This window comes from Acinetobacter guerrae, from assembly GCF_009372255.1.
Taxonomy (GTDB): Bacteria; Pseudomonadota; Gammaproteobacteria; order Pseudomonadales; family Moraxellaceae; genus Acinetobacter; species Acinetobacter guerrae.
Window position 1 is genome coordinate 26,399 of the sequence record NZ_LXGN01000005.1, and the last position, 20,389, is coordinate 46,787.

Below are 20,389 nucleotides of genomic sequence, written 5' to 3' on the forward strand. Positions count from 1 at the left end.
TGAACTATGGCACTTGATCAGATCTGGAAACAGCAATTTACATTAGTCACGTATGGTAATGAATACCTCAGTCATGACCTCAGTTTTAACCGTTGGTTACAGCATTCTATTTTTTATCAGCATTATTTCCAGTTTCGTGATCTGCACTCACAGCATTTACTCGCGCAACATTTTCAGGTCTGGCTTGAAGCATTAAAAAAACAAGGTGTTTACCGTATTAGCCTGCATCTTTCTAGCTTACTTAGCGACGAGCAAAATCCGAATGCCAATGTTGAACTATTGCCCTTCTCTCACTTTATTGTCAGCCATGAAAAAAATAAGAAAACTGCATGGATTTTAGGTAAAGAACTTGCTGAATGGTACTTAAATGACAATGACTTTGAAATTCCAGCATCGCAGCAAGCCACTTTGCATCAGCAAACATTTTGGCGCTTTGATCTGTCTGATAAGTTATCCAAAAAAATTGAAGCCGATTTAAAAGAGTCGGATTGGAACGAAATTCAAACCTTTATTGAAAATGAATTATTTCGCAGCAAGTACGCTCAAAATTTTATTGAACCGCAAAATCTTGATTTACCGTATTATGGAATTGATGCCAAACTGGTTCAAAAACCAGATGGATCACTTTTGCAGGACATGCAATATCTAGCGCTTATTCCAACTGATTATTCAGCAGATGTCGCGCATGAACTTTTGCATCGTACCGAAGCTTTGTCCGACTTCATTGAGCAGTTGCGTCAGCATCCTTATCGTGAGTCTGGCGAAATGCTAACACCTGAAGATCAGATTAATCTGCGAAATTTCTCTCAGAAACTGGATGATTTAAATGCCAAACTGATTGTAAAGATTGCCAATCATTATAAGTCTGCACAGCGCACTCCTGTTGAAATTGTGTCGCCTCTTGATCCTCAGGTACAAACCGTATTGCAAAATAAAAAATCATCCGAAACTCATCATCAACCTCATAAAGTGGGTTCATCTGGTGTCATGAAGCTTATCATCCTGACCATTATTATTTGTGCTTGTGCTTATTATTTTGGTCTCTAAATATTTTAATGATAAAAAAACCTAGATCAAATTCGGTCTAGGTTTTTTATGATTAATTTTAATAACTTGGTCTAATTTTTATAACTACTTTATGCCCACCATCGTGTTGATTAACAATATGATGAACATTTTCAATTTCCCCTTCAACTTCTGCATCTGGCCCATAAAAAATTCGAATTGTTTCACCTTTTCTTGGCAAAATACTCAATTCCGTTTCAATTGCACCTTGCTCTAAACCTTCTACGCTGACTAACATTTTTTATTCTCCTCCAATTTTCTTTACTGTAAAAAGATTAGAAGGTAAATGTCTAATTAAAGATGTTGCCGTTGTGTAATTTTAAATTAAATCAAATAATTGTATATTTATTCATCATATTCTAAATCATCTTCAGCTACATTGATAAAGTCAGGTTCAAGCATTTGTTCAAATTGAACAGCGAGTATCTTGGTTTGTTTGAGTAACCTTGCTTTCGCAACGCGATGCATACCATCCATCACGCGACCATCTACACTTAAAATAATCGGATAACTTAAATCTGCCTGCTCGATAAGCTGAATATGTTCAAGAATTTGCAGGGTAGTTGGATATTCGTCAGGGAACCAATACGCTTCATTTAGCTCCAAAATTTGATCTAATGAGATTTCTTTAATTTTAAAATCTTTTGACAAATCTACCAGTCGATGTACATCCCAAATATAAGTATCATGACCAACTTGTCGAAAATGGTATTGTTTACGCATTTTATCTCTCTTTATTTTATAATTTTTTGAAAAATCTGTCTCAGCCACAAATCAACAAATAAAAAAGACCGCTAAAAAGCGGCCTTCTTTTGAATCTCTAAGCTTATGCAGCTAATGCACCTTTCGCTTTTTCAGCTAAGGCAGCAAATGCAACTGCATCATGCATAGCGATGTCAGCTAATACGCGACGGTCGATGATCACTTGAGCTTTTTTCAAGCCATCGATCATACGGCTATAAGACAAACCGTTTAGACGAGCACCGGCATTGATACGCGCAATCCATAGAGCACGGAATTGACGTTTCTTCTGACGACGGTCACGGTAAGCGTATTGACCAGCTTTGATTACCGCTTGGAACGCTACGCGGTAAACGCGTGAACGAGCACCATAGTAACCTTTAGCGCGAGCAAGAATTTTTTTGTGACGACGATGAGCCACTACACCACGTTTTACACGAGCCATTTATAATCTCCTTAGATGTATGGGCACATACGACGAACTGAATTCATGTCAGAAACATGAACCATTACACAGCCGCGTAATTGACGGATACGTTTAGCAGATTTTTTGGTCAAGATGTGGCGCTTGAACGCTTGTTTACGCTTGAAACCGTTTGCAGTCGCTTTAAAGCGTTTAGCTGCACCACGGCGAGTTTTTAACTTAGCCATAGTAACCTCTTTTGGGCACCTGTTCGGCTCGTTTGCACCATTGCAAATCGACCTGCAGGTAAGGAAGGCAGTATGATATAGCATCTGTGCTTAAAACAAAAGCAGATTCAGGCAAATTTATAAAGCGTATACATAAATAAGTTCTGCTATTTTCCATCTATAAAATAAGAGCACTGATCATCTTTTTTTAAGAATTCATGCTTATAATTGGAGCAAGATTCTCAATATACGATAGTTATGAAACCCAAGCAGGATGCTTTTGCGGCGCTCCGATATCGCGATTTTTCCATTATTACCGTCAATCAATTTTGCCTGACGCTTGCCATTTTGATTCAGGAAATTATTGTTGCTTATTCTCTTTATAAAATTACCAGAGACCCTCTTACCTTAGGTTTGATTGGACTCGCTGAAGCGATTCCATTCATTAGTCTTTCACTATGGGGAGGCTATGCAGCAGATAAGTTTAATAAACAACTGATTATGAAAATTTGTCTGTTTTTTTCATTTCCTCTGCCCTTAGTGCTTTGGGGGCTCTTTCATTTATACGGTTTAAACCAGATTGGTGTACATACATTAGCATTAGGGATTTATTCGGTTATTTTCTGTTTTGGAGTCATTCGTGGTTTTTATAGCCCTTCTGCTACATCACTCAAGCCATTTTTGATTCCGCGGGAACTTTATGCCAACGGTGCAACATGGACAACAATAGGCTGGCAAAGTGGTGTTATTTTAGGACCAATGCTCGGTGGCTTTATGTTGGCTTTTTTAGGTCGAGAAACAAGCCTGTTTAGTGTTTCTATCTTGCTGTTCGTTTGTTTTTGTTTGATCTTATTACTCAAGAAAAGAAGCTTCCCTGCGATTGAACATGAAAATATGTGGTCAAGTCTGGGAGAAGGCTTTCGTTTTATCTGGAAAACTAAAATTGTCCTTTGGGCGATTTCTTTAGATTTGGTCTCGGTACTTTTTGGGGGTGTGGTCGCATTACTACCCATCTTTGCCGAAGATATTTTAAAGGTTGGCCCAGAAGGATTAGGTTATCTACGCGCTGCGCCTTCAATTGGTGCCTTATTCACCATGATTGCCCTCACTAAATTTCCTCCAACCCATCACGCATGGCGCAATATGTTATTGGCCGTTGCTGGCTTTGGGATATTTACCATTATTTTCGCCTTTTCACATCATATGTGGTTATCACTTTTCGCATTGGCAATGACAGGTGCATGTGACAGTATTTCTGTGGTGGTTCGTCAAACCATTCTACAAATTTTTCCACCAGAAAATATGCGGGGCCGTGTTGCAGCAGTGAATGGTATGTTTGTGTCAAGTAGTAATGAACTTGGTGCATTTGAGTCAGGGTTGGCAGCCAAATATCTTGGAACAATTACCGCGACTATTTTTGGTGGCTGTATGACACTGGCAGTGGTCATATTAAGCTGGACAAAAACTAAAGATTTATTTCATGTTGATATTAACAAAGGCTCAGATCAATAGCCTGCGTGAATGTTTTGCACTGAAATAACGTGATTTATTCTTAAAGACCCTAAAGTCTGCATTTTTTTGTTGCGTGTATTTCCTGAACAGGGAATACTTCGCAACAATGCTTTAACCATCAAAACCAACTAAGATGAAACGATCTATTTTGTTCCTTGCACTTTTTGCAGGTTTATCTATTACTCAAGTTTATGCCAAAGAGAACTCATCACAATTAGCGCCACAAAAAAGCTCTGCACTACCTGCACATTTGACTACACGCCTTGAATGGCGTGAATTTCCTCAGCTCAGTTACAACAACGATGACTTAGATGGCCAAAGTCGCTCTGCCATTTTACGTGTTGCTGCGGATGAGACTGGCACTGTCACTCAAGTCAAAGTACAAGAAAGTACAGGCAATAAAAAGCTGGATGAAGTATTGGTTAAAGCAACAAAGCAAGCAAAAGTTAAGCCATATCAACAGGATGGAAATTTAATTTCTACAATTGGCTATCAAACCTTTAATCTGGATTATAAAGAAGCGAATGCGGCAACTGAATGCATTTATCACTTTGATTCAGCAAATTGGTTAAAACAACAAGCGAATAAATCCGCCCCATTTCATTATATTCAGCAGCCTGCTTTAAGTGTCGGACGTGATGCACTCAAGGGTAAAGATCGCCTCGTGCGGATTAACTTTAAAGTCGATAAACAAGGTGATGTTAGTAAAGTAAAGATTAAAAAAGGATCAGGTATTTATGCGTTGGATGCACAGGTAATGCAGGCAATTTCTAATGCAAAAATAGATGTACCAACCAAACTCTGGTTTTTTAAAAAATCGAACTTAAAAGATGAGATTGTCTTTAAATTTGATGAATGTTCTACACACTAATACTTTGAACTGGTCAGAAAGATAGCTTTCTGATCAGTTAATTACACCAAGATAGAGTAAATAGATAAAAAGATAGCGTCCAGTTTTTGCAATGCTCACCACAATAATAAAACGCCAGAAATTTTCTTTTAATACACCTGCAATTAAGGTAATTGGATCGCCTATAATTGGCACCCAACTCAGCAATAAAGAATAAAACCCATAGCGATGATAAATATTTTGCGCTTTTTTTAATTGTAATTCTGAAACAGGAAACCATTTTTTATATTTAAAATGTTCAATTTGAAGTCCCAACCACCAGTTGACACAGGAACCAAGTACGTTTCCAATGACAGCGACCAATAATAAAAGACTAACAACATGCTGATTTAATACAAAAAGGGAAAACAACACCGTTTCTGACTGCAATGGTAATAAGGTCGCAGCACCAAATGCGGACAGAAATAAAAATAAATAAGCCATACGTAGATCTTTGATAAAAGCAGTTTCTTTTTATCAAAGATCCAATCATCTTTCAGTAAAAAAATCAGACAATTTGAATGGATAAAGCTTTTTGTATGGCTGGGCGCGCAGTAAGCCGTTCCACATAATCCTTCACATAAGGATAGTCATTCAAATCGATAGATTGCCATTCATGGCGTAACACCCAAGGTAAAATCGCCATATCAGCAATTGAATACTCACCCGCAACAAACTTTTGCCCAATTAACTGAGTGTTTAACACCTTATACAAACGTTTAGTTTCAGTCACATAACGTTCAATTGCATAAGGAATTTTTTCTTTAGCAAAACGACCAAAATGATGATTTTGACCAAGCATTGGGCCAAAGCCACCCATTTGCCACATCAACCATTGCTCAACTTCAACACGTTCTTGTTCATCTGCTGGATAGAACAACCCTGTCTTACGACCCAAATATTGTAAAATCGCACCAGATTCAAAAATGGAAATTGGCTCATGGTTTGGGCCATTCTGATCAATGATGGCAGGAATTTTATTGTTTGGAGAAATTTTTAAAAAGTCTGGCTGAAATTGATCATTTTCTAAGATATTAATCGGAAAAATTTGATATTCCAGCCCCATTTCTTCGAGCGCGATGGTGATCTTATGTCCATTGGGAGTTCCCCAATAATATAGGTCTATCATGAAATACCTGCTTATCCTATTTTTCTATCTTTAAATTTTTGTATACGTTTATAACATGATTTTTGGCATCTAATAAAAGTATACAAAGTGATTTATTTTAGCAGTGTATTTGCTTAACAACCTTAAAGAAAATCATTCAGTGAGAATCTAAATCCTTATTTGTCCAACTCACGCTGTTTATTTTGATATTTTCTTGCCTGCTCTCCAACAAATTTACGCCCCAGATTTTCTCCATTAACCCACTCTTCAATAGAAAAAAGATCGAATAATCCTACTTTGAATAAGGTCGGGATCGCCAAAATTAACTCCTGTTCAATACGACCTCGCTCACCGTCATTGTAGCGCTGAATGTTATATAGCATGGTCGCAACCGTTCCCGTTTGTACTTGAGTACCATCTTTAAGTTTGACCGCAGGAAGTACTTGACCGTCTTCAATCACTTTCTGATTAATTTGGGCAAGTTGTGATGTACCTTCAATATTTTTCATATTTTTCTCCACATGGTTATTTTTATAATGTGAGTGTGACCAAATTATTTTCAATACGAGCTAAAAATAAATATAAAAAAACGCAGCGGTTAGGCTGCGTTTTTTTATGGATAAATCTTACTTTTTCTTTTTAGGGCCAAGTAACATACCCATTTGACGACCTTCCATTTTTGGTGCTTGTTCAACTACACCAAAATCTGTCACGTCGGCTTCAATTTTTTGCAATTGCGCCAAACCAAGCTGTTGATGTGCCATTTCACGACCACGGAAACGTAAGGTGATTTTAACTTTGTTACCTTCTTCAAGGAACTTTAAAATCGCACGCAACTTAACTTGATAATCACCTACATCCGTTGCTGGGCGTAGTTTGATTTCTTTGACCTGTACTTGATGCTGTTTTTTCTTCGCATCTTTTTGCTTTTGCTTTAAATCAAACAAGTGCTTGTTGTAATCCATGATTTTACAAACAGGTGGTTCTGCATTAGCAACAATCTCGACAAGATCAAGATCTACTTCTTCCGCAGCACGCAACGCTTCAGCAAGTGAAACGATTCCTTTTTGTTCTCCATCTGCGGCAACGAGGCGTACTTCTTTCGCACGGATCTCGTCATTAATCGCAGGACGGTTACTTTTTGCACCTTGTTGTTGGTTACGATCAGGCTGTTTAATCTTTCTTACTCCACAATGTACCGGCCACGTTCGGCAACGGCAGATTTCACTAGGTCAATAAATGTATCAATTGACATAGTACCTAAATTTTTTCCTGAGCGAGTACGAACATTAACAGTACCTTCCTCAACCTCACGGTCACCTAATACTAAAAGGTACGGAATACGCTCAAGTGTACGCTCACGAATCTTAAAGCCGATTTTCTCATTTCTCAAGTCAGAAATCGCTCTAAGACCATTTTCTTTGAGTTTTGCCACCACTTGTTGGCATGCCTCAGCTTGCGAATCGGTAATATTCATTACACAAGCTTGCACAGGTGATAACCACGGTGGCATAAAACCCGCATAGTGTTCAATAAGTATACCAATAAAACGCTCAAAACTGCCAAGTATTGCACGGTGTAACATTACTGGCTGATCACGTTCATTGTCTTCAGTCACAAATGACGCATCTAAGCGTTCTGGCAAGTTAAAGTCACACTGAATGGTACCGCACTGCCAAACACGACCTAAACTGTCTTTCAATGAAAATTCAATTTTTGGCCCGTAGAATGCACCCTCACCAGGTTGTAACTCCCACTCAAGACCCGCAGCATCCAAAGCATCCGCCAAAGATTTTTCTGCAAGATCCCAAAGCGCATCTTCACCTACACGCTTTTCAGGGCGAGTTGACAGTTTCATTTGTACATCTTCAAAACCAAAGTCTTTATATACATCTAAAGTCAATTGGATAAAGTCTGCAACTTCCTGCCCAATCTGCTCTTTGGTACAGAAAATATGTGCATCATCTTGGGTAAAGCCACGTACACGCATAATGCCATGTAAAGAACCAGACGGCTCATTACGGTGACATGAACCAAATTCAGCCAAGCGAATTGGTAAATCACGGTAGGATTTTAAACCCTGATTGAATACTTGCACATGGCAAGGACAGTTCATCGGTTTAACAGCATAATTGCGATTTTCTGAATGGGTGGTAAACATGTTTTCAGCATAGTTTGCTGCATGTCCTGATTTTTCCCATAAACTAAAATCAACAATTTGCGGTGTCTTGATTTCCTGATAACCGTTATCCTGCTGAACTTTACGCATGTATTGTTCTAGCACCTGATAAATAGTCCACCCATTTGGATGCCAGAATACCATGCCCGGTGCTTCTTCCTGCATATGGAATAAATCAAGCGCTTTACCAATTTTACGATGGTCACGCTTTTCAGCTTCTTCAATACGTTTGATATAAGCTGCAAGCTCTTTTTTATCAGACCAAGCTGTACCGTAGATACGCTGCAACTGCTCGTTTTTGGCATCACCGCGCCAATAAGCACCTGAAATTTTAGTCAGCTTGAAGTTTTTCAAAAATTTGGTATTTGGCACATGAGGACCACGACACATGTCCACATATTCCTGATGATAGTACAAGCCCATTTGAGTTTCTTCAGGCATATCATCAATCAAACGTAATTTATAAGTTTCACCACGAGATTGAAATTCTTTGATGACTTCAGCACGCGGTGTCATTTTTTTAATGACATCATAGTCCTGATCAATCAACTGTTTCATACGTGCTTCAATCGCAGCCATATCATCTAATGTAAATGGCTTAGGACTGAAGATATCGTAATAAAAACCTTCTTCAATGACTGGCCCAATCACCATTTGCACTTCAGGGAACAATTGCTTGACTGCATGTCCAACTAAGTGCGCACAAGAGTGACGAATAATTTCGACACCTTCAGGATCTTTAGGCGTAATGATTTGTACAGTTGCATCTTCGGTGATTAAGTCACATGCATCTACAAGGCGATCGTTAACACGACCTGCAACGGTATTTTTTGCAAGGCCTGGCCCAATACTTTGCGCGACCTGCATAACGGAGACCGCTTGATCAAATGATTTTTGATCGCCATTTGGCAATGTGATAATTGGCATAAGAAAATCCTTAAGGAGTGATGCCCCGCACAATGGAGCATATCACCGCGAGATTATGATCGAGGAAAACCTCAAAAGATAAAAACGGTGGGTAACATAAAAAGTAGCCAGAATTTTACACGTGTTGGAAGCCTGAGAAAACAACTATACTTAAAAAAAGATAAGTTTCTCAATTTTTTGCTTTAGACATCTATTTGAATGGGGATGATTAGGCGCTTTGCAAGCCAAATAAGTCAAAACAAAATAAAGTAAAAATTTTTAGGGTCTTTTTCATGACGCGTTTATGATGAAAGAAAGACGAATAGTTTTTTTCATCTCAGGATATAAATCTAAATAAGCTCTAAGACTAAAGCCTAAATGATTTGATGAATTTAAAACCCTATCTTTTGATGAAGAAACATTAAAACAATGACACGGAGTCTATGACCATGAATGCTTATGACGAGCTACCTAAAACGGCTGCCAATTTTGTAGCACTATCGCCTTTACGCTATCTGGAACGTGCTGCTTATATTTATCCAGATCAATCCGCCATTATTCATGGTACACGTCAGTTATCATGGAAACAGACATATCAACGTTGTTGCCAATTTGCCCATCAGTTACAACAGTTGGGGATTCAAAAAAACGATACTGTTTCAGTCTTACTCCCTAATATTCCCGCCATGATCGAAGCACATTTTGCTGTTCCTATGGCGGGTGCAGTTCTTAACACCTTAAATACTCGACTTGATGCCAAAACTATTGCTTTTATGCTCGAGCATGCAGAAACCAAAGTGCTTTTGGTTGATCCTGAATTTGCCCAAGTTGCTCAGGAAGCCTTGTCACTTGTTTCGCAGCAGATTTATGTAATTGATGTTGCTGATGCCGAATATGAGTCTGAACTATCTAATCCAATTGGTCAGATTGAATATGAAACATGGCTCAGTCAAGGCGATACACATTTTGAATGGTCACTTCCAAATGATGAATGGGATGCGATCAGTCTGAATTATACTTCTGGCACGACAGGTAATCCCAAAGGTGTGGTTTATCATCATCGAGGCGCCTATCTAAATGCAGCAAGTAATATTATTGCCTGTGGTATGACTCCACGCGCTCGCTATCTATGGACTTTGCCGCTATTTCACTGTAATGGCTGGTGTTTTGCATGGACAATTGCGGCTAATGGTGGCACCAATGTCTGTTTGCGCAAAGTTGATCCTGAACTTGTATTTAGACTCATTGCCGAGCATAAAGTCGATTATTTCTGTGGGGCACCTATCGTATTGTCTATGCTGATTAATGCGCCTAAAGATAAACAACTTAAGTTTGATCATCGGGTTGAAGTCATGGTTGCTGGTGCAGCACCCCCTGCGGCCATAATTGAAGGTATGCGTCATATTGGTATCATTGTTACCCATGTTTACGGATTGACAGAAACCTATGGCCCTTCCGCACTGTGCGCATCTCAAGCAGGTTGGAATGATTTATCTATTCAGGAACAGGCTCAATTACATTCCCGCCAAGGGGTTCCTTACCCTTTACAGGACAGTATGCGTGTGCTTGATCCTGAAACCATGCAACCTGTTCCCGCGGATGGAAAAACGCTTGGTGAGATTATGTTCCGTGGCAATATTGTGATGAAAGGCTATCTTAAAAATCCGAAAGCGACAGAAGAAGCTTTTGCAGGAGGATGGTTTCACAGCGGAGATCTAGCAGTCTGTCACGCAGATGGTTATGCTAAAATTACCGACCGAGCCAAAGATGTTATTATTTCTGGCGGTGAAAACATTTCATCACTCGAAGTTGAAGAAGTATTATATCAACACCCTGCTGTGATGACCGCTGCGGTAGTTGCTCAACCAGATCCGCGTTGGCAGGAAGTCCCTTGTGCTTTTATTGAATTAAAACAGGGTGCAAGTGTAACGACTGATGAATTAATCGCGCATTGTCAGCAAAAATTAGCGCGTTTTAAAGTCCCTAAAGATATCGTCATTACTGAGATTCCAAAAACTTCGACAGGTAAATTGCAAAAGTTCATTTTGCGAGAATGGGCAAAGGAACGTGCCACGGGAGAGTTTAGTTAATCATAAAAACGCCAGTCAATGATTGAATTGACTGGCGTTGAATACAAAATCGATGAATCTAAAATACAGTAAAATCAATTATCAGATAGTAATGCAGTTTGCTGAACATAGTTGAAAAATTTCAGTTTAGATGCTGCTATTTCATCTTCACTCAGCCCTTGTGTCACATCGCGATGAATACGAAGTACATGCTGACGCAAAGTATGCCGTTCAGACGCATTGTGAGTTTTACTGAATTCATTAATCGCAGGATCACCTTGTTCGATCATACGATCGACCCAACGTTGCAATTGCGCCTGCTTTTTTAAACCCTGTTGTGGCGTTAGATAAGATAAAATCACGGTTTCATCTTCATTACGCAATAATTTACCAATACGTTGAAACTGGCGACGACGTGCCTCAAATGAAGTGATGGTTTGTACATCTAATAACGCATCAATTAAACGCTCATCGACAGGAAGCTTTTGGATTTGTTTTGCTGAAAGCTCTGCTAACTGCTCACCCAGTGCTGCCATACGCTGCACAGCTTTCTTCTGTTCAGTTTTACTTGCACGCCCTTCTAAAGAATCAAAATCTTCTTCACTGTAACGCTTGTTGGGACGACGTGCCACGGTTAATCTGCCTCATAAAATTTTGCTGCAAATAGTGCTTTGATTTCTTCTTCTGCTTTTTCAGCATCAGCGCCATCAATCACTAAACGCAAAGTGGTTCCCTTGCCTGCACCGAGCATCAGCAAGGACATAATGTTTTTGGCATCAACGAGTTTATCGCCTTTACCAATCTGAATAGAAGATCGAAACTTAGTCGTGACTTCGATCAATTTCCCCGACGCACGTGCGTGTAGGCCAAGTTTATTAATTACATCAACTGTGGTGTCAATCATGACCAGTGCTTCATTTCTCTATGTAAGACCTGAATAGACCATTTTGCCTCAAGCGCCTTTTTTAGTCTATCTACAATATAAACCGAACGGTGTTGACCGCCTGTACAACCAATTGAAATGGTCATGTAATGACGATGTCCTTCTGCAAAGACTGGCAACCATTTATCTAAAAACTGATAAACATCATTAAACATGTCATTGGTTTGTGAGCTGGCTTCCAAAAAATCCTGTACGGGTTTATCTAGTCCTGAAAATTTACGCAACTCCAAATCCCAATGAGGATTAGGTAAATGCCTTACATCAAAGACATAGTCGGCATCTAAAGGAATACCATGTTTATAACCGAACGACTGTAAAATCAGAATTAATTTATCTGACTGTCCCAATTTAGAGAGCAAAGTATGCTTAAGATCATGCACACTTTTATCCGTCGTATCAATATGTACGGTAGATCTAAACTGGATCGGCATCAAGAGCTGTTTTTCTTCTTGAATACATTCATTCAGACTTTTAAAACGACTCGCCAATGGATGTGGACGACGCGAGGAACTAAAGCGTGCAATTAACTCTTGATCCTGTGTCGTCAAATAAATGACATCGACAGAACCATGTCGTTGTAATTGTTCAAATACCTGATCAAATTCCTGCAAATCTGCTCGTGTACTGCGAACATCCACCCCAAGTGCTAATTGTTCCAGATTATTTTCATGATCTAGCTTAGACACAATTTCTGGCAGCAATGCCAAAGGCAGGTTATCAATACAGTAGTAACCTAGATCTTCCAAAACCTGCAATGCAGAAGATTTCCCCGATCCAGATTGCCCTGTGACGATAAGAATACGCTTCATGGCATGACTGTCCTTTTATTATTATGCCTTAAATTGAACCTGTAAATTATCAATCAGACGCGTTGAACCTAACTTGGCTGCAATAAACAAAACGATATCCTGATTAAATATCTCAATGGGTTGCAAGTTTGGCTGACGTGCTTCGACATAGTCCACAACAAATCCAGCATCTGTCAAATGTGTTTTGATATTGAGTAACACCTCAGATAATGCCGCCCCTGCGTGTAACTCTTTTTCAGCCTGTTTCAGAGATTGGTAAATAGTGGGTGCAATTTTACGCTGATCTTCTGTCAGGTAACCATTACGCGAACTTAATGCCAGACCATCTTCTGCACGAGTAATAGGCACACCAATCACTTCAACAGGAATGTTTAGATCTTTAACAAACTGGCGAATCACAGCCAATTGTTGATAATCTTTTTGACCAAAAAAAGCAAAGTTAGGTTGTACAATATTGAACAGCTTGGTTACAACAACTGCGACCCCATCAAAATGACCTGGACGTGATTGACCACATAAGTCATTGGTAATACCACCGACCGTGATATTGGTCAGGCGTGGTTGCTTACCATACATTTGATCGACGGTAGGTGCAAAAATAATGTCACAGCCGACATCTGCCAGTAGATGGCTATCTTGCTCCAGTGTACGTGGATAGCTTTCGAAATCTTCACCTTCACCAAACTGGATTGGATTCACAAAGATACTGACGACGACTACATCGCAGAGTTTTTTTGCTTCACGCACCAAATTAAGATGCCCCTGATGCAAATTCCCCATAGTTGGCACAAAACCAATCGTTTTACGACTTGTTCGAGCTGTCTGCAAAGATGCGGTTAGACCGTGTATAGTTGTTTCTGTTTTCATGAGTTACAGCTCAACTTGAAAAGTATGCTCTAATGCAGGGAAAGATTGATCCTGTACAGCTAAGTGGTAAGCTTTAAATGCATCCACAATCGCAGTTTCGCCTGACTGTTCTTTCATAAAATTACGCACAAATCGTGCCACACGCCCAAAAGTCAGACCTAACATATCTTGTACAACCAAGACCTGACCATCGGTTTGATTACCTGCACCAATCCCAATAACAGGAATGTTTGGAAATAATTCAGATATTTCCTGACCCAACTGTGCGGGAACACATTCTAACAACAACAACGCAGCCCCTGCTTCTACCACCGCAGTACAGTCTGCAATCAACTGATCTGCCGCTTCACGGGTTCTGGCTTGCAATTTATAACCACCAAACACATGTACCGATTGCGGTGTAAGACCCAAGTGTACACAGACAGGAATACCGTTTTGTGTCAAAACACGTACAGATTCAGCAAGCCATGCACCGCCTTCGATTTTGATCATTTGCGCACCAGCCTGCATGACTTTTTTTGCACTTTGCAAAGCATCATTTAAGGTGGCATAACTCATGAAAGGCAAATCAGTCATAATAAATGCATGACTGTTACCACGGCGTACCGCTGCTGTGTGATAAGCCATATCTTCAACAGTCACAGGTAACGTAGAGTCATGACCCTGAATTGCCATTCCCAGAGAATCACCAATCAAAATTGAGTCGATATTCGCAAGTTCCATTGCTTTGGCCATGCTCGCATCGTAGCAAGTCAGACAGGAAAACTTACGTCCTTCACTTTTAAATTTTCTTAAGTCACTTAGACTAATCATCATGATGTCCTCTATCAACCTACCCAAACAGGCAAGTTATTTTTCAACCCAGTTGCCATCCGCAACAACTGTTAAAGACGGATGTTTTACCAGTTCTAAATCTTTTAGCTTTTGACCTTTTACAATCAAATCAGGATCAATATCAAGCAAAGGTACGATGACAAAATCACGCTCAAGTAACCCGATATGTGGCACAGTCAACCGCTGATTTTGAATGTCTTGCTCAGCATAAATAAGTAAATCCAGATCTAAAGTCCGCTCTCCCCAACGACGTAAACGCACACGTCCCGCTTCCTGTTCAATTTTTTGTAATTGATCAAGTAAGTCCAAAGGTAACAGCGTGGTCGTAAGCTGAACAACTGCATTATAATAATGCGGTTGATCTTGTGGTCCCATAGGTGGACTCTGATAAAGTCTAGAAACTTTCAGTTGACCCAACTCATTTAATCGCTGAATTGCATCACGAAGAATCTGGGGCGAATCCCCAAGATTACTTCCAAGCCCAATATATGTCACGACATGACTCATTGTGTCGGCCCAAAGATAACCTGACTCAAATCACGCTGCACTCGTTTACGCTTCATGATCGGACGATCGATATTGGTATTTTCCGAAGAAGACTCAGTGTTACGCCCTACATGGTCTTTAGTACGTGTTTGTTCACGGCGAGCGCGTCGGCTACGCGGTTCTGGCGTTTTGACCAATGGCTCAATTTCTACGCTAGGTTCTTTAGATTCAACAATTTCGGTATTTTGTTTACGCCGTGTTTTTGCACGTTGTCGATTATATTGGCTAATCGCAGTCTCTTTTTCATCAATAGAAAGAGATTGATAATGATCCCACCATTGCCCCATGCCTTGCGTTGAGTCATCACCCGATTTTTCACGTAGCAATAAAAAGTCAAATCCAGCACGAAAACGTGCGTGTCCAGCCAATGCTTCAATCTGCTGCGGTTTCGGATTGAGTAAACGCACCTGCATTTCCCAAACTTCACGAATAAAAGTTTCAGCAAAACGTGGAATAACAGTACGGGTTGCCTGACGCTTAAGCACATCCAGACCTGCCTGTGCACGTGCTTCTGCAGGAACAATACCTTTTGATAGATAAAAATCACAGCGCTCTAAAAAAGGCTTCCACAGCAATACCGCATAGAAAAATGCAGGATTGATGGTTTTACCAATCTGTATACGTTGATCGGTATTTTTCGCTGCTCGCTCAATAAATTTACTGATGTCAGGCTTAATATCTGCAAATAATTGCTTCCAGATATCAAACTCAATGAGCATAGGTAAAACCCGAGCCAAATGCCCCATAGTAAATAATTTTTGCGACTCATCGTATAGACGATGCGGAGATACGTCCCGTAAAAGTTGCGTCATTTCGACATCAAAGATTTTTAAGATGTCAGGATCAATATCAAAATTTAATTTGGCAGCAAAACGTAATGTACGCAACATCCGTACAGGATCTTCTTCAAAACGCTGTTTTGGATCACCAAGCAGACGTAAAGTTTTATTTTTTACATCAGAAATGGCATCGCAAAAATCCAGCACAATACCTTTACGTGGTTGATAATATAAAGTATTGATTGAAAAATCGCGTCGGGCAAAGTCTTGCTCAATGGTGCCCCAGTTATTATCACGCAAAATCATGCCAGAAGTACTCGTCACCGCTTTTTTAGGTGGAGCACGAAATGTTGCGACTTCGATCAGTTCACGACCAGAATAGACATGAGCCAACTCAAACCGTCGTCCAATAATACGGCAACGTCGACCAAAAACTTCTTTGACCTGAGCAGGCGTGGCGTTAGTCACGGCATCAAAATCTTTGGGATTCAGACCTAACATAAGATCTCTGACCCCACCGCCGACAATATAAGCCTCATAACCTGCTTTGGTTAGACTATCGATCACATCTAGGATAGAAGAAGGAAGTTGCGTTGTAGATAAACCACATTTTGACGCGCGCAAAGTTTGCAAAAGACGCTGTCTCCTACGTCTGAACGTAAATGATAAGATGCGCTAATCATATCTCTAACCCGACTAAAGGGCAATTTGATTCTCTCAATGATTAGGCACTTAGCTCAAAAATCTTGTTGAAACGTGAGTATTATAAACTCAAATTTGATTTATTTTTTTCAATAAATTTTGGCCCAATGCCTTTAATGCTCAATAAATCATTTACTGTTTTAAATCGACCATTCTGGTCACGATAATCTACAATGGCCTGCGCTTTTTTTGCTCCAATACCATTTAAGCGTTGTAGCTCTTGAGCTGTAGCACTATTAATATTTACTTTAGTCCCAATATTTGAGGTGTTGGTATTTTTTGCTATGCTATTTTTTGACACATCTTTTGATAAACTAGGTTTACTCAAAAAATAATCAGATGAAGATGATGATGCGTTTAAACGCTGATCGTGTGTTTGTTGCTGGGCTTTCCATGACTGATAAGATTGATCAAATTGTTGCGCATAACTTAAGTTGGACATAACGCACAATATACCGATCTGTATCAAATATATCGAAATTTGTCGTAGTGTAATCATATTATAAAGACCTAGATTTTAATTGTAGTTTCGCTTGATTCCAGAGCGAATCCATTTCTTGTAAACTCATATCTTCTAAAGTTTTTTGTTGTAAACTTGCTTGTTGCTCAATATAAGCAAAACGTTGTCTAAATTTAAAAATCGTCCCCAAAAGTGCAGACTCGCTGGACAGACCAAGTTTACGCCCAACATTGACCAGAGAAAATAGGCAATCTCCAAATTCTTCATTTATTTCATCGAATTGTTGCAATTCAACTGCCTGTTCCAATTCGCCTAATTCTTCTTTTAATTTGCCATAAGCATCATCGACTGTTTCAAAATCAAATCCTAGTTTGGCCGCTTTTTTTTGAATTTCTTGTGCCTGATTTAAGGCAGGACCATGTTTGATTTCATCTAAACATGATTTTGGCTTGCCTTGTTTTTCCTGTTGCTTGATCTGTTGCCACAGCTCACTCACCTCATCAGGATCATGTGCAGAAAACTGTTCAGGCTGAAAAACATGAGGATGACGACGAATCATTTTTTGACTAATTGCGTTCACGACATCATGAAAATCAAAAGCACCTTGCTCACTATACATTTGTGCCTGAAAAACGACCTGTAAAAGTAAATCGCCAAGTTCATCGCGAATCTCATTCAAATTCCCTTCACGAACCGAGGCCTCGACTTCATAAGCTTCCTCAATTGCATATTTGGTTAAACTTAAAGGAGTTTGCTCACGATCCCACGGACATTTTTCACGTAACTCACGCATAATATTTAAAAGTTGTTCCATGTTTCATTCCTCGACAGGTCATCGCAGCAAATTTATTTCAAAAGCAGATTTGTTATGATGTAAACATAACGTGTTAAAACGGATATGATCTTTCATCAAGAATCTTTTAACACGACATTTTTAACAAAAACAAATGAGAAAAATATGGCTCAAAGTATCCTGATTACAGGTGCAGCTCAAGGGATTGGAGCAGAAATTGCACGAACTTTTTATCAACACGGCTATCTTGTCGGTATTTTTGATATTAATGAAATTCAGAGTCAAAAACTCGCTAAAGAATTAGGTTCTCGTGCCTTTGCAGGCTATCTGGATGTAAGTGACGAAAATAATTGGCAAAGCGTCTTGCAGCACTTTGTACAATGGGCTGGTGAACTCAATGTTCTGGTCAATAATGCAGGCATTCTCTATTCAGGTGCATTTGAGCATACCAATATTCAAGCGCATCAACGCACCATAGATATTAATGTCAAAGGTGTATTGAATGGCTGTCATGCTGCTCTCCCTTATTTAAAACAAGCATCTTTTGCTCGTATCATTAATCTATCATCGGCTTCTGCAATGTATGGACAAGCAGATTTGGCATCTTATTCAGCAAGCAAATTTGCCGTGCGCGGGCTAACAGAAGCTTTGGATGTTGAATGGCAAAAATACGGCATTCGGGTTTTAGATGTTATGCCTCTCTTTGTACAAACAGCAATGATTAAAAATATGGATGCAGGCAGTATTCAAAATATGGGAGTAAGTTTAAGTCCTTCAGATGTTGCTACCCAAGTGTTAAGGCTAGCACAACAAAAAGATCATTTTTTTCGGGCAACGCATACACCAATCGGTGTAAAAGCCAAAGTTTTGTATCAATTATCTAACATTAGTCCGCAGTTTTTAAATCGTTTGAGTAACTTAATGATTAGTCGAAGAAAGAAATCATCTAAGTAAAACAGCAATCCCCTCTAAAATAAGCAACCTACTTCGATGTAGTGTTAGAAATACCGATGCTTTAGGCACAAACTGGATTATTTGATATAGTGCAATTTCTGCCATTAGCCTGTTTCTGCCATGCATTTTAATTCACGTTATCCAGATTTAAATCCAAAGCTTTATCATCAACAAATGCCTGTACCACTTAAAGGTGCTCAAGCAGGGCATTTTAATGCTGAACTGGCTGATGATTTACAATGGTCAGAACAAGATAAACAGCAATGGGTTGAAATCTGTAGTGGACAGCAAACCTTTGCTGAATTTCCTCCCTTAGCAATGGTCTATGCAGGACACCAATTTGGGCAATGGGCAGGACAGCTAGGCGATGGTCGAGGCTTATTAATTGCTCAGATTTTAAATCGTGCAGGTCAAACCATCGACTTGCATTTAAAAGGTGCTGGGCTAACTCCGTATTCACGTATGGGCGATGGTCGTGCGGTTTTACGCTCTGTTATTCGTGAATATCTGGCAGGACATGCCTTAAACAGCTTAGGTATTGCCTCAAGTAATGCGGTCGGTTTTACCACTTCAAGCCAAGGTGTACAGCGTGAAAAACTGGAACAAGGAGCAATGTTATTACGCAGTTCCGATTGTCATATCCGCTTGGGGCATTTTGAATGGATTAATCAATACGCACCTGAATTATTAAAAGATTTCACACAAAAATGTATCGAATGGCATTATCCAGAAGCTCTGGAAAATGAACAACCTATTTTGGCTTTTGCACAAGGTGTGATTAGCAGCACAGCAAAAATGATCGCTCAATGGCAACTGGTCGGGTTTGCTCATGGTGTCATGAATACAGATAACTTAAATATTACAGGTTCCACTTTAGATTTTGGTCCTTACGGTTTTATGGAGCGTTTTCGCCCTAATTGGATAAATAACCATTCAGATCACCAAGGTCGTTACGCCTATCAAAATCAGCCAAGTATTGCTCACTGGAATTTATGGATGTGGCTGAATAATCTAATTCCTTTAGCCAAACCAGAAGAAAAAGAAACGTTTAAAAAACAATTGGCAGATCGTCTGGAACATTTTGAACCGACTTTTTTAGCCGCTTATACCGAAGGTCTATGTAAAAAAATGGGGCTTCCTGATTTTCATAAGGACAGCTTTGATTGTGGTATGGCTTTTTTACGTATTTTGCAAAGTGAACAACTTGACTACACCCAAAGTTTTTTACGCTTACAAAATCAGCAATACAAATTACTTCGGGATGATTGTCTGGATATTCGTCAGTTTGATGAGTTTTTACAAAGTTACCATGCTATTCGTGAACAGCAGGATATCGAGCAACTCAACACCCAAATGCAGCACGCCAATCCAATTTATATCTTAAGAAATCATATGGCGCAAAAAGCCATCGAACAGGCTGAGCGTGGTGATTTTAGTGAAGTCGAACGATTATTTACTTTATTACGTCAGCCATTTATATCGCAACCTGAGTTAGAACGACCTGAGGACTTAGCACCACTTCCAAGTGATGTCCCTGAAGTGATGGTAAGTTGTTCATCTTGAAGCATGAAGATTAATCACAGTTATCCCCATTTTCTGTGGA

Annotated in this window: 24 protein-coding genes; 6 read left to right on the plus strand and 18 right to left on the minus strand. The window is 39.6% G+C overall.

The window, feature by feature from the left end:
* The first annotated feature begins 6 nt into the window (after positions 1–6).
* Complete coding sequence (locus A7A69_RS03940; RefSeq protein ID WP_152876358.1) at positions 7–1,047, plus strand: hypothetical protein; 1,041 nt, start codon at positions 7–9, stop codon at positions 1,045–1,047.
* A 58-nt stretch (positions 1,048–1,105) separates the two neighbouring features.
* On the opposite strand, the gene A7A69_RS03945 is transcribed toward A7A69_RS03940, so the two are convergent.
* The 4 genes from A7A69_RS03945 to rpmI all read right to left on the minus strand — a co-directional run bounded on the left by A7A69_RS03945 (position 1,106) and on the right by rpmI (position 2,457).
* A complete protein-coding gene (locus tag A7A69_RS03945; protein WP_151980844.1) occupies positions 1,106–1,303 on the minus strand; it encodes a hypothetical protein in 198 nt (65 codons plus the stop codon).
* A gap of 107 nt (positions 1,304–1,410) precedes the next feature.
* Positions 1,411–1,788 carry a hypothetical protein gene (locus A7A69_RS03950; RefSeq protein ID WP_152876359.1) on the minus strand — a complete coding sequence of 126 codons (378 nt, stop codon included), beginning with the start codon at positions 1,786–1,788 and terminating at the stop codon, positions 1,411–1,413.
* A 103-nt stretch (positions 1,789–1,891) separates the two neighbouring features.
* Positions 1,892–2,251 (minus strand): 50S ribosomal protein L20, encoded by a 360-nt coding sequence (rplT, locus tag A7A69_RS03955; RefSeq protein ID WP_004664213.1) that lies wholly within the window; start codon positions 2,249–2,251, stop codon positions 1,892–1,894.
* 11 nt (positions 2,252–2,262) lie between these two features.
* A complete protein-coding gene (rpmI, locus tag A7A69_RS03960) occupies positions 2,263–2,457 on the minus strand; it encodes a 50S ribosomal protein L35 (protein WP_002054552.1) in 195 nt (64 codons plus the stop codon).
* Positions 2,458–2,694: 237 nt separating this feature from the next.
* On the opposite strand from rpmI, the gene A7A69_RS03965 reads away from it, so the two are divergent.
* Positions 2,695–3,948, plus strand: a complete 1,254-nt coding sequence (locus A7A69_RS03965) for an MFS transporter (RefSeq protein ID WP_120369975.1) — start codon at positions 2,695–2,697, stop codon at positions 3,946–3,948.
* A 133-nt stretch (positions 3,949–4,081) separates the two neighbouring features.
* Positions 4,082–4,819 carry an energy transducer TonB gene (locus A7A69_RS03970; protein WP_120369976.1) on the plus strand — a complete coding sequence of 246 codons (738 nt, stop codon included), beginning with the start codon at positions 4,082–4,084 and terminating at the stop codon, positions 4,817–4,819.
* Positions 4,820–4,852: 33 nt separating this feature from the next.
* Here A7A69_RS03970 and A7A69_RS03975 read toward each other — a convergent pair whose 3' ends face one another.
* The 5 genes from A7A69_RS03975 to thrS form a co-directional block, all read right to left on the minus strand.
* Positions 4,853–5,281, minus strand: coding sequence for a YqaA family protein (locus A7A69_RS03975; protein ID WP_151980848.1), 429 nt, complete (start codon positions 5,279–5,281; stop codon positions 4,853–4,855).
* Between the two features lie 64 nt (positions 5,282–5,345).
* Positions 5,346–5,966 (minus strand): glutathione S-transferase N-terminal domain-containing protein, encoded by a 621-nt coding sequence (locus tag A7A69_RS03980; RefSeq protein WP_151980849.1) that lies wholly within the window; start codon positions 5,964–5,966, stop codon positions 5,346–5,348.
* Positions 5,967–6,121: 155 nt separating this feature from the next.
* Positions 6,122–6,454, minus strand: a complete 333-nt coding sequence (locus A7A69_RS03985; RefSeq protein ID WP_151980850.1) for a DUF7709 family protein — start codon at positions 6,452–6,454, stop codon at positions 6,122–6,124.
* Positions 6,455–6,571: 117 nt separating this feature from the next.
* Positions 6,572–7,123, minus strand: a complete 552-nt coding sequence (infC, locus tag A7A69_RS03990) for a translation initiation factor IF-3 (protein ID WP_120369980.1) — start codon at positions 7,121–7,123, stop codon at positions 6,572–6,574.
* Positions 7,124–7,128: 5 nt separating this feature from the next.
* Positions 7,129–9,051 (minus strand): threonine--tRNA ligase, encoded by a 1,923-nt coding sequence (gene thrS / locus A7A69_RS03995; protein ID WP_120369981.1) that lies wholly within the window; start codon positions 9,049–9,051, stop codon positions 7,129–7,131.
* Positions 9,052–9,479: 428 nt separating this feature from the next.
* Between thrS and A7A69_RS04000 the strand changes: the two genes are divergently transcribed.
* Complete coding sequence (locus tag A7A69_RS04000; protein ID WP_152876360.1) at positions 9,480–11,120, plus strand: acyl-CoA synthetase; 1,641 nt, start codon at positions 9,480–9,482, stop codon at positions 11,118–11,120.
* Between the two features lie 74 nt (positions 11,121–11,194).
* On the opposite strand, the gene yjgA is transcribed toward A7A69_RS04000, so the two are convergent.
* The 9 genes from yjgA to mazG all read right to left on the minus strand — a co-directional run bounded on the left by yjgA (position 11,195) and on the right by mazG (position 17,853).
* On the minus strand, positions 11,195–11,731 hold the full coding sequence (gene yjgA, locus A7A69_RS04005) for a ribosome biogenesis factor YjgA (protein WP_120369982.1): 537 nt from the start codon (positions 11,729–11,731) through the stop codon (positions 11,195–11,197).
* 2 nt (positions 11,732–11,733) lie between these two features.
* On the minus strand, positions 11,734–12,003 hold the full coding sequence (locus A7A69_RS04010; RefSeq protein WP_151980853.1) for an HPr family phosphocarrier protein: 270 nt from the start codon (positions 12,001–12,003) through the stop codon (positions 11,734–11,736).
* Positions 12,000–12,851, minus strand: coding sequence for an RNase adapter RapZ (gene rapZ / locus A7A69_RS04015; RefSeq protein WP_152876361.1), 852 nt, complete (start codon positions 12,849–12,851; stop codon positions 12,000–12,002). Before rapZ ends, A7A69_RS04010 begins: the two co-directional genes overlap by 4 nt.
* 21 nt (positions 12,852–12,872) lie before the next feature.
* Positions 12,873–13,718: a pantoate--beta-alanine ligase gene (gene panC, locus A7A69_RS04020; RefSeq protein WP_152876362.1), complete on the minus strand. Its 846-nt coding sequence runs from the start codon at positions 13,716–13,718 to the stop codon at positions 12,873–12,875.
* Positions 13,719–13,721: 3 nt separating this feature from the next.
* A complete protein-coding gene (gene panB, locus A7A69_RS04025; RefSeq protein WP_120370076.1) occupies positions 13,722–14,531 on the minus strand; it encodes a 3-methyl-2-oxobutanoate hydroxymethyltransferase in 810 nt (269 codons plus the stop codon).
* A gap of 36 nt (positions 14,532–14,567) precedes the next feature.
* On the minus strand, positions 14,568–15,059 hold the full coding sequence (gene folK / locus A7A69_RS04030) for a 2-amino-4-hydroxy-6-hydroxymethyldihydropteridine diphosphokinase (RefSeq protein ID WP_120369986.1): 492 nt from the start codon (positions 15,057–15,059) through the stop codon (positions 14,568–14,570).
* A complete protein-coding gene (gene pcnB, locus A7A69_RS04035) occupies positions 15,056–16,510 on the minus strand; it encodes a polynucleotide adenylyltransferase PcnB (protein WP_152876363.1) in 1,455 nt (484 codons plus the stop codon). Before pcnB ends, folK begins: the two co-directional genes overlap by 4 nt.
* Positions 16,511–16,640: 130 nt before the next feature.
* Positions 16,641–17,078, minus strand: coding sequence for a ComEA family DNA-binding protein (locus A7A69_RS04040; protein ID WP_152876364.1), 438 nt, complete (start codon positions 17,076–17,078; stop codon positions 16,641–16,643).
* A gap of 1 nt (position 17,079) precedes the next feature.
* Positions 17,080–17,853, minus strand: a complete 774-nt coding sequence (mazG, locus tag A7A69_RS04045) for a nucleoside triphosphate pyrophosphohydrolase (RefSeq protein WP_152876365.1) — start codon at positions 17,851–17,853, stop codon at positions 17,080–17,082.
* Positions 17,854–17,997: 144 nt separating this feature from the next.
* On the opposite strand from mazG, the gene A7A69_RS04050 reads away from it, so the two are divergent.
* Both A7A69_RS04050 and A7A69_RS04055 read left to right on the plus strand, forming a co-directional pair.
* A complete protein-coding gene (locus A7A69_RS04050) occupies positions 17,998–18,786 on the plus strand; it encodes an SDR family oxidoreductase (RefSeq protein ID WP_152876366.1) in 789 nt (262 codons plus the stop codon).
* A gap of 120 nt (positions 18,787–18,906) precedes the next feature.
* On the plus strand, positions 18,907–20,349 hold the full coding sequence (locus A7A69_RS04055) for a protein adenylyltransferase SelO (RefSeq protein WP_152876367.1): 1,443 nt from the start codon (positions 18,907–18,909) through the stop codon (positions 20,347–20,349).
* Positions 20,350–20,389: the final 40 nt, after the last annotated feature.

Excerpts from the sequence above, each read along its gene's own strand:
- A7A69_RS03940 (WP_152876358.1), top strand. The coding sequence starts at position 7 with ATGGCACTTGATCAGATCTGGAAACAGCAATTTACATTAGTCACGTAT.
- A7A69_RS03945 (WP_151980844.1), bottom strand. The coding sequence starts at position 1,303 with ATGTTAGTCAGCGTAGAAGGTTTAGAGCAAGGTGCAATTGAAACGGAA.
- A7A69_RS03950 (WP_152876359.1), bottom strand. The coding sequence starts at position 1,788 with ATGCGTAAACAATACCATTTTCGACAAGTTGGTCATGATACTTATATT.
- rplT (WP_004664213.1), bottom strand. The coding sequence starts at position 2,251 with ATGGCTCGTGTAAAACGTGGTGTAGTGGCTCATCGTCGTCACAAAAAA.
- rpmI (WP_002054552.1), bottom strand. The coding sequence starts at position 2,457 with ATGGCTAAGTTAAAAACTCGCCGTGGTGCAGCTAAACGCTTTAAAGCG.
- A7A69_RS03965 (WP_120369975.1), top strand. The coding sequence starts at position 2,695 with ATGAAACCCAAGCAGGATGCTTTTGCGGCGCTCCGATATCGCGATTTT.
- A7A69_RS03970 (WP_120369976.1), top strand. The coding sequence starts at position 4,082 with ATGAAACGATCTATTTTGTTCCTTGCACTTTTTGCAGGTTTATCTATT.
- A7A69_RS03975 (WP_151980848.1), bottom strand. The coding sequence starts at position 5,281 with ATGGCTTATTTATTTTTATTTCTGTCCGCATTTGGTGCTGCGACCTTA.
- A7A69_RS03980 (WP_151980849.1), bottom strand. The coding sequence starts at position 5,966 with ATGATAGACCTATATTATTGGGGAACTCCCAATGGACATAAGATCACC.
- A7A69_RS03985 (WP_151980850.1), bottom strand. The coding sequence starts at position 6,454 with ATGAAAAATATTGAAGGTACATCACAACTTGCCCAAATTAATCAGAAA.
- thrS (WP_120369981.1), bottom strand. The coding sequence starts at position 9,051 with ATGCCAATTATCACATTGCCAAATGGCGATCAAAAATCATTTGATCAA.
- A7A69_RS04000 (WP_152876360.1), top strand. The coding sequence starts at position 9,480 with ATGAATGCTTATGACGAGCTACCTAAAACGGCTGCCAATTTTGTAGCA.
- A7A69_RS04010 (WP_151980853.1), bottom strand. The coding sequence starts at position 12,003 with ATGATTGACACCACAGTTGATGTAATTAATAAACTTGGCCTACACGCA.
- rapZ (WP_152876361.1), bottom strand. The coding sequence starts at position 12,851 with ATGAAGCGTATTCTTATCGTCACAGGGCAATCTGGATCGGGGAAATCT.
- panC (WP_152876362.1), bottom strand. The coding sequence starts at position 13,718 with ATGAAAACAGAAACAACTATACACGGTCTAACCGCATCTTTGCAGACA.
- panB (WP_120370076.1), bottom strand. The coding sequence starts at position 14,531 with ATGATTAGTCTAAGTGACTTAAGAAAATTTAAAAGTGAAGGACGTAAG.
- folK (WP_120369986.1), bottom strand. The coding sequence starts at position 15,059 with ATGAGTCATGTCGTGACATATATTGGGCTTGGAAGTAATCTTGGGGAT.
- A7A69_RS04040 (WP_152876364.1), bottom strand. The coding sequence starts at position 17,078 with ATGATTACACTACGACAAATTTCGATATATTTGATACAGATCGGTATA.
- mazG (WP_152876365.1), bottom strand. The coding sequence starts at position 17,853 with ATGGAACAACTTTTAAATATTATGCGTGAGTTACGTGAAAAATGTCCG.
- A7A69_RS04050 (WP_152876366.1), top strand. The coding sequence starts at position 17,998 with ATGGCTCAAAGTATCCTGATTACAGGTGCAGCTCAAGGGATTGGAGCA.
- A7A69_RS04055 (WP_152876367.1), top strand. The coding sequence starts at position 18,907 with ATGCATTTTAATTCACGTTATCCAGATTTAAATCCAAAGCTTTATCAT.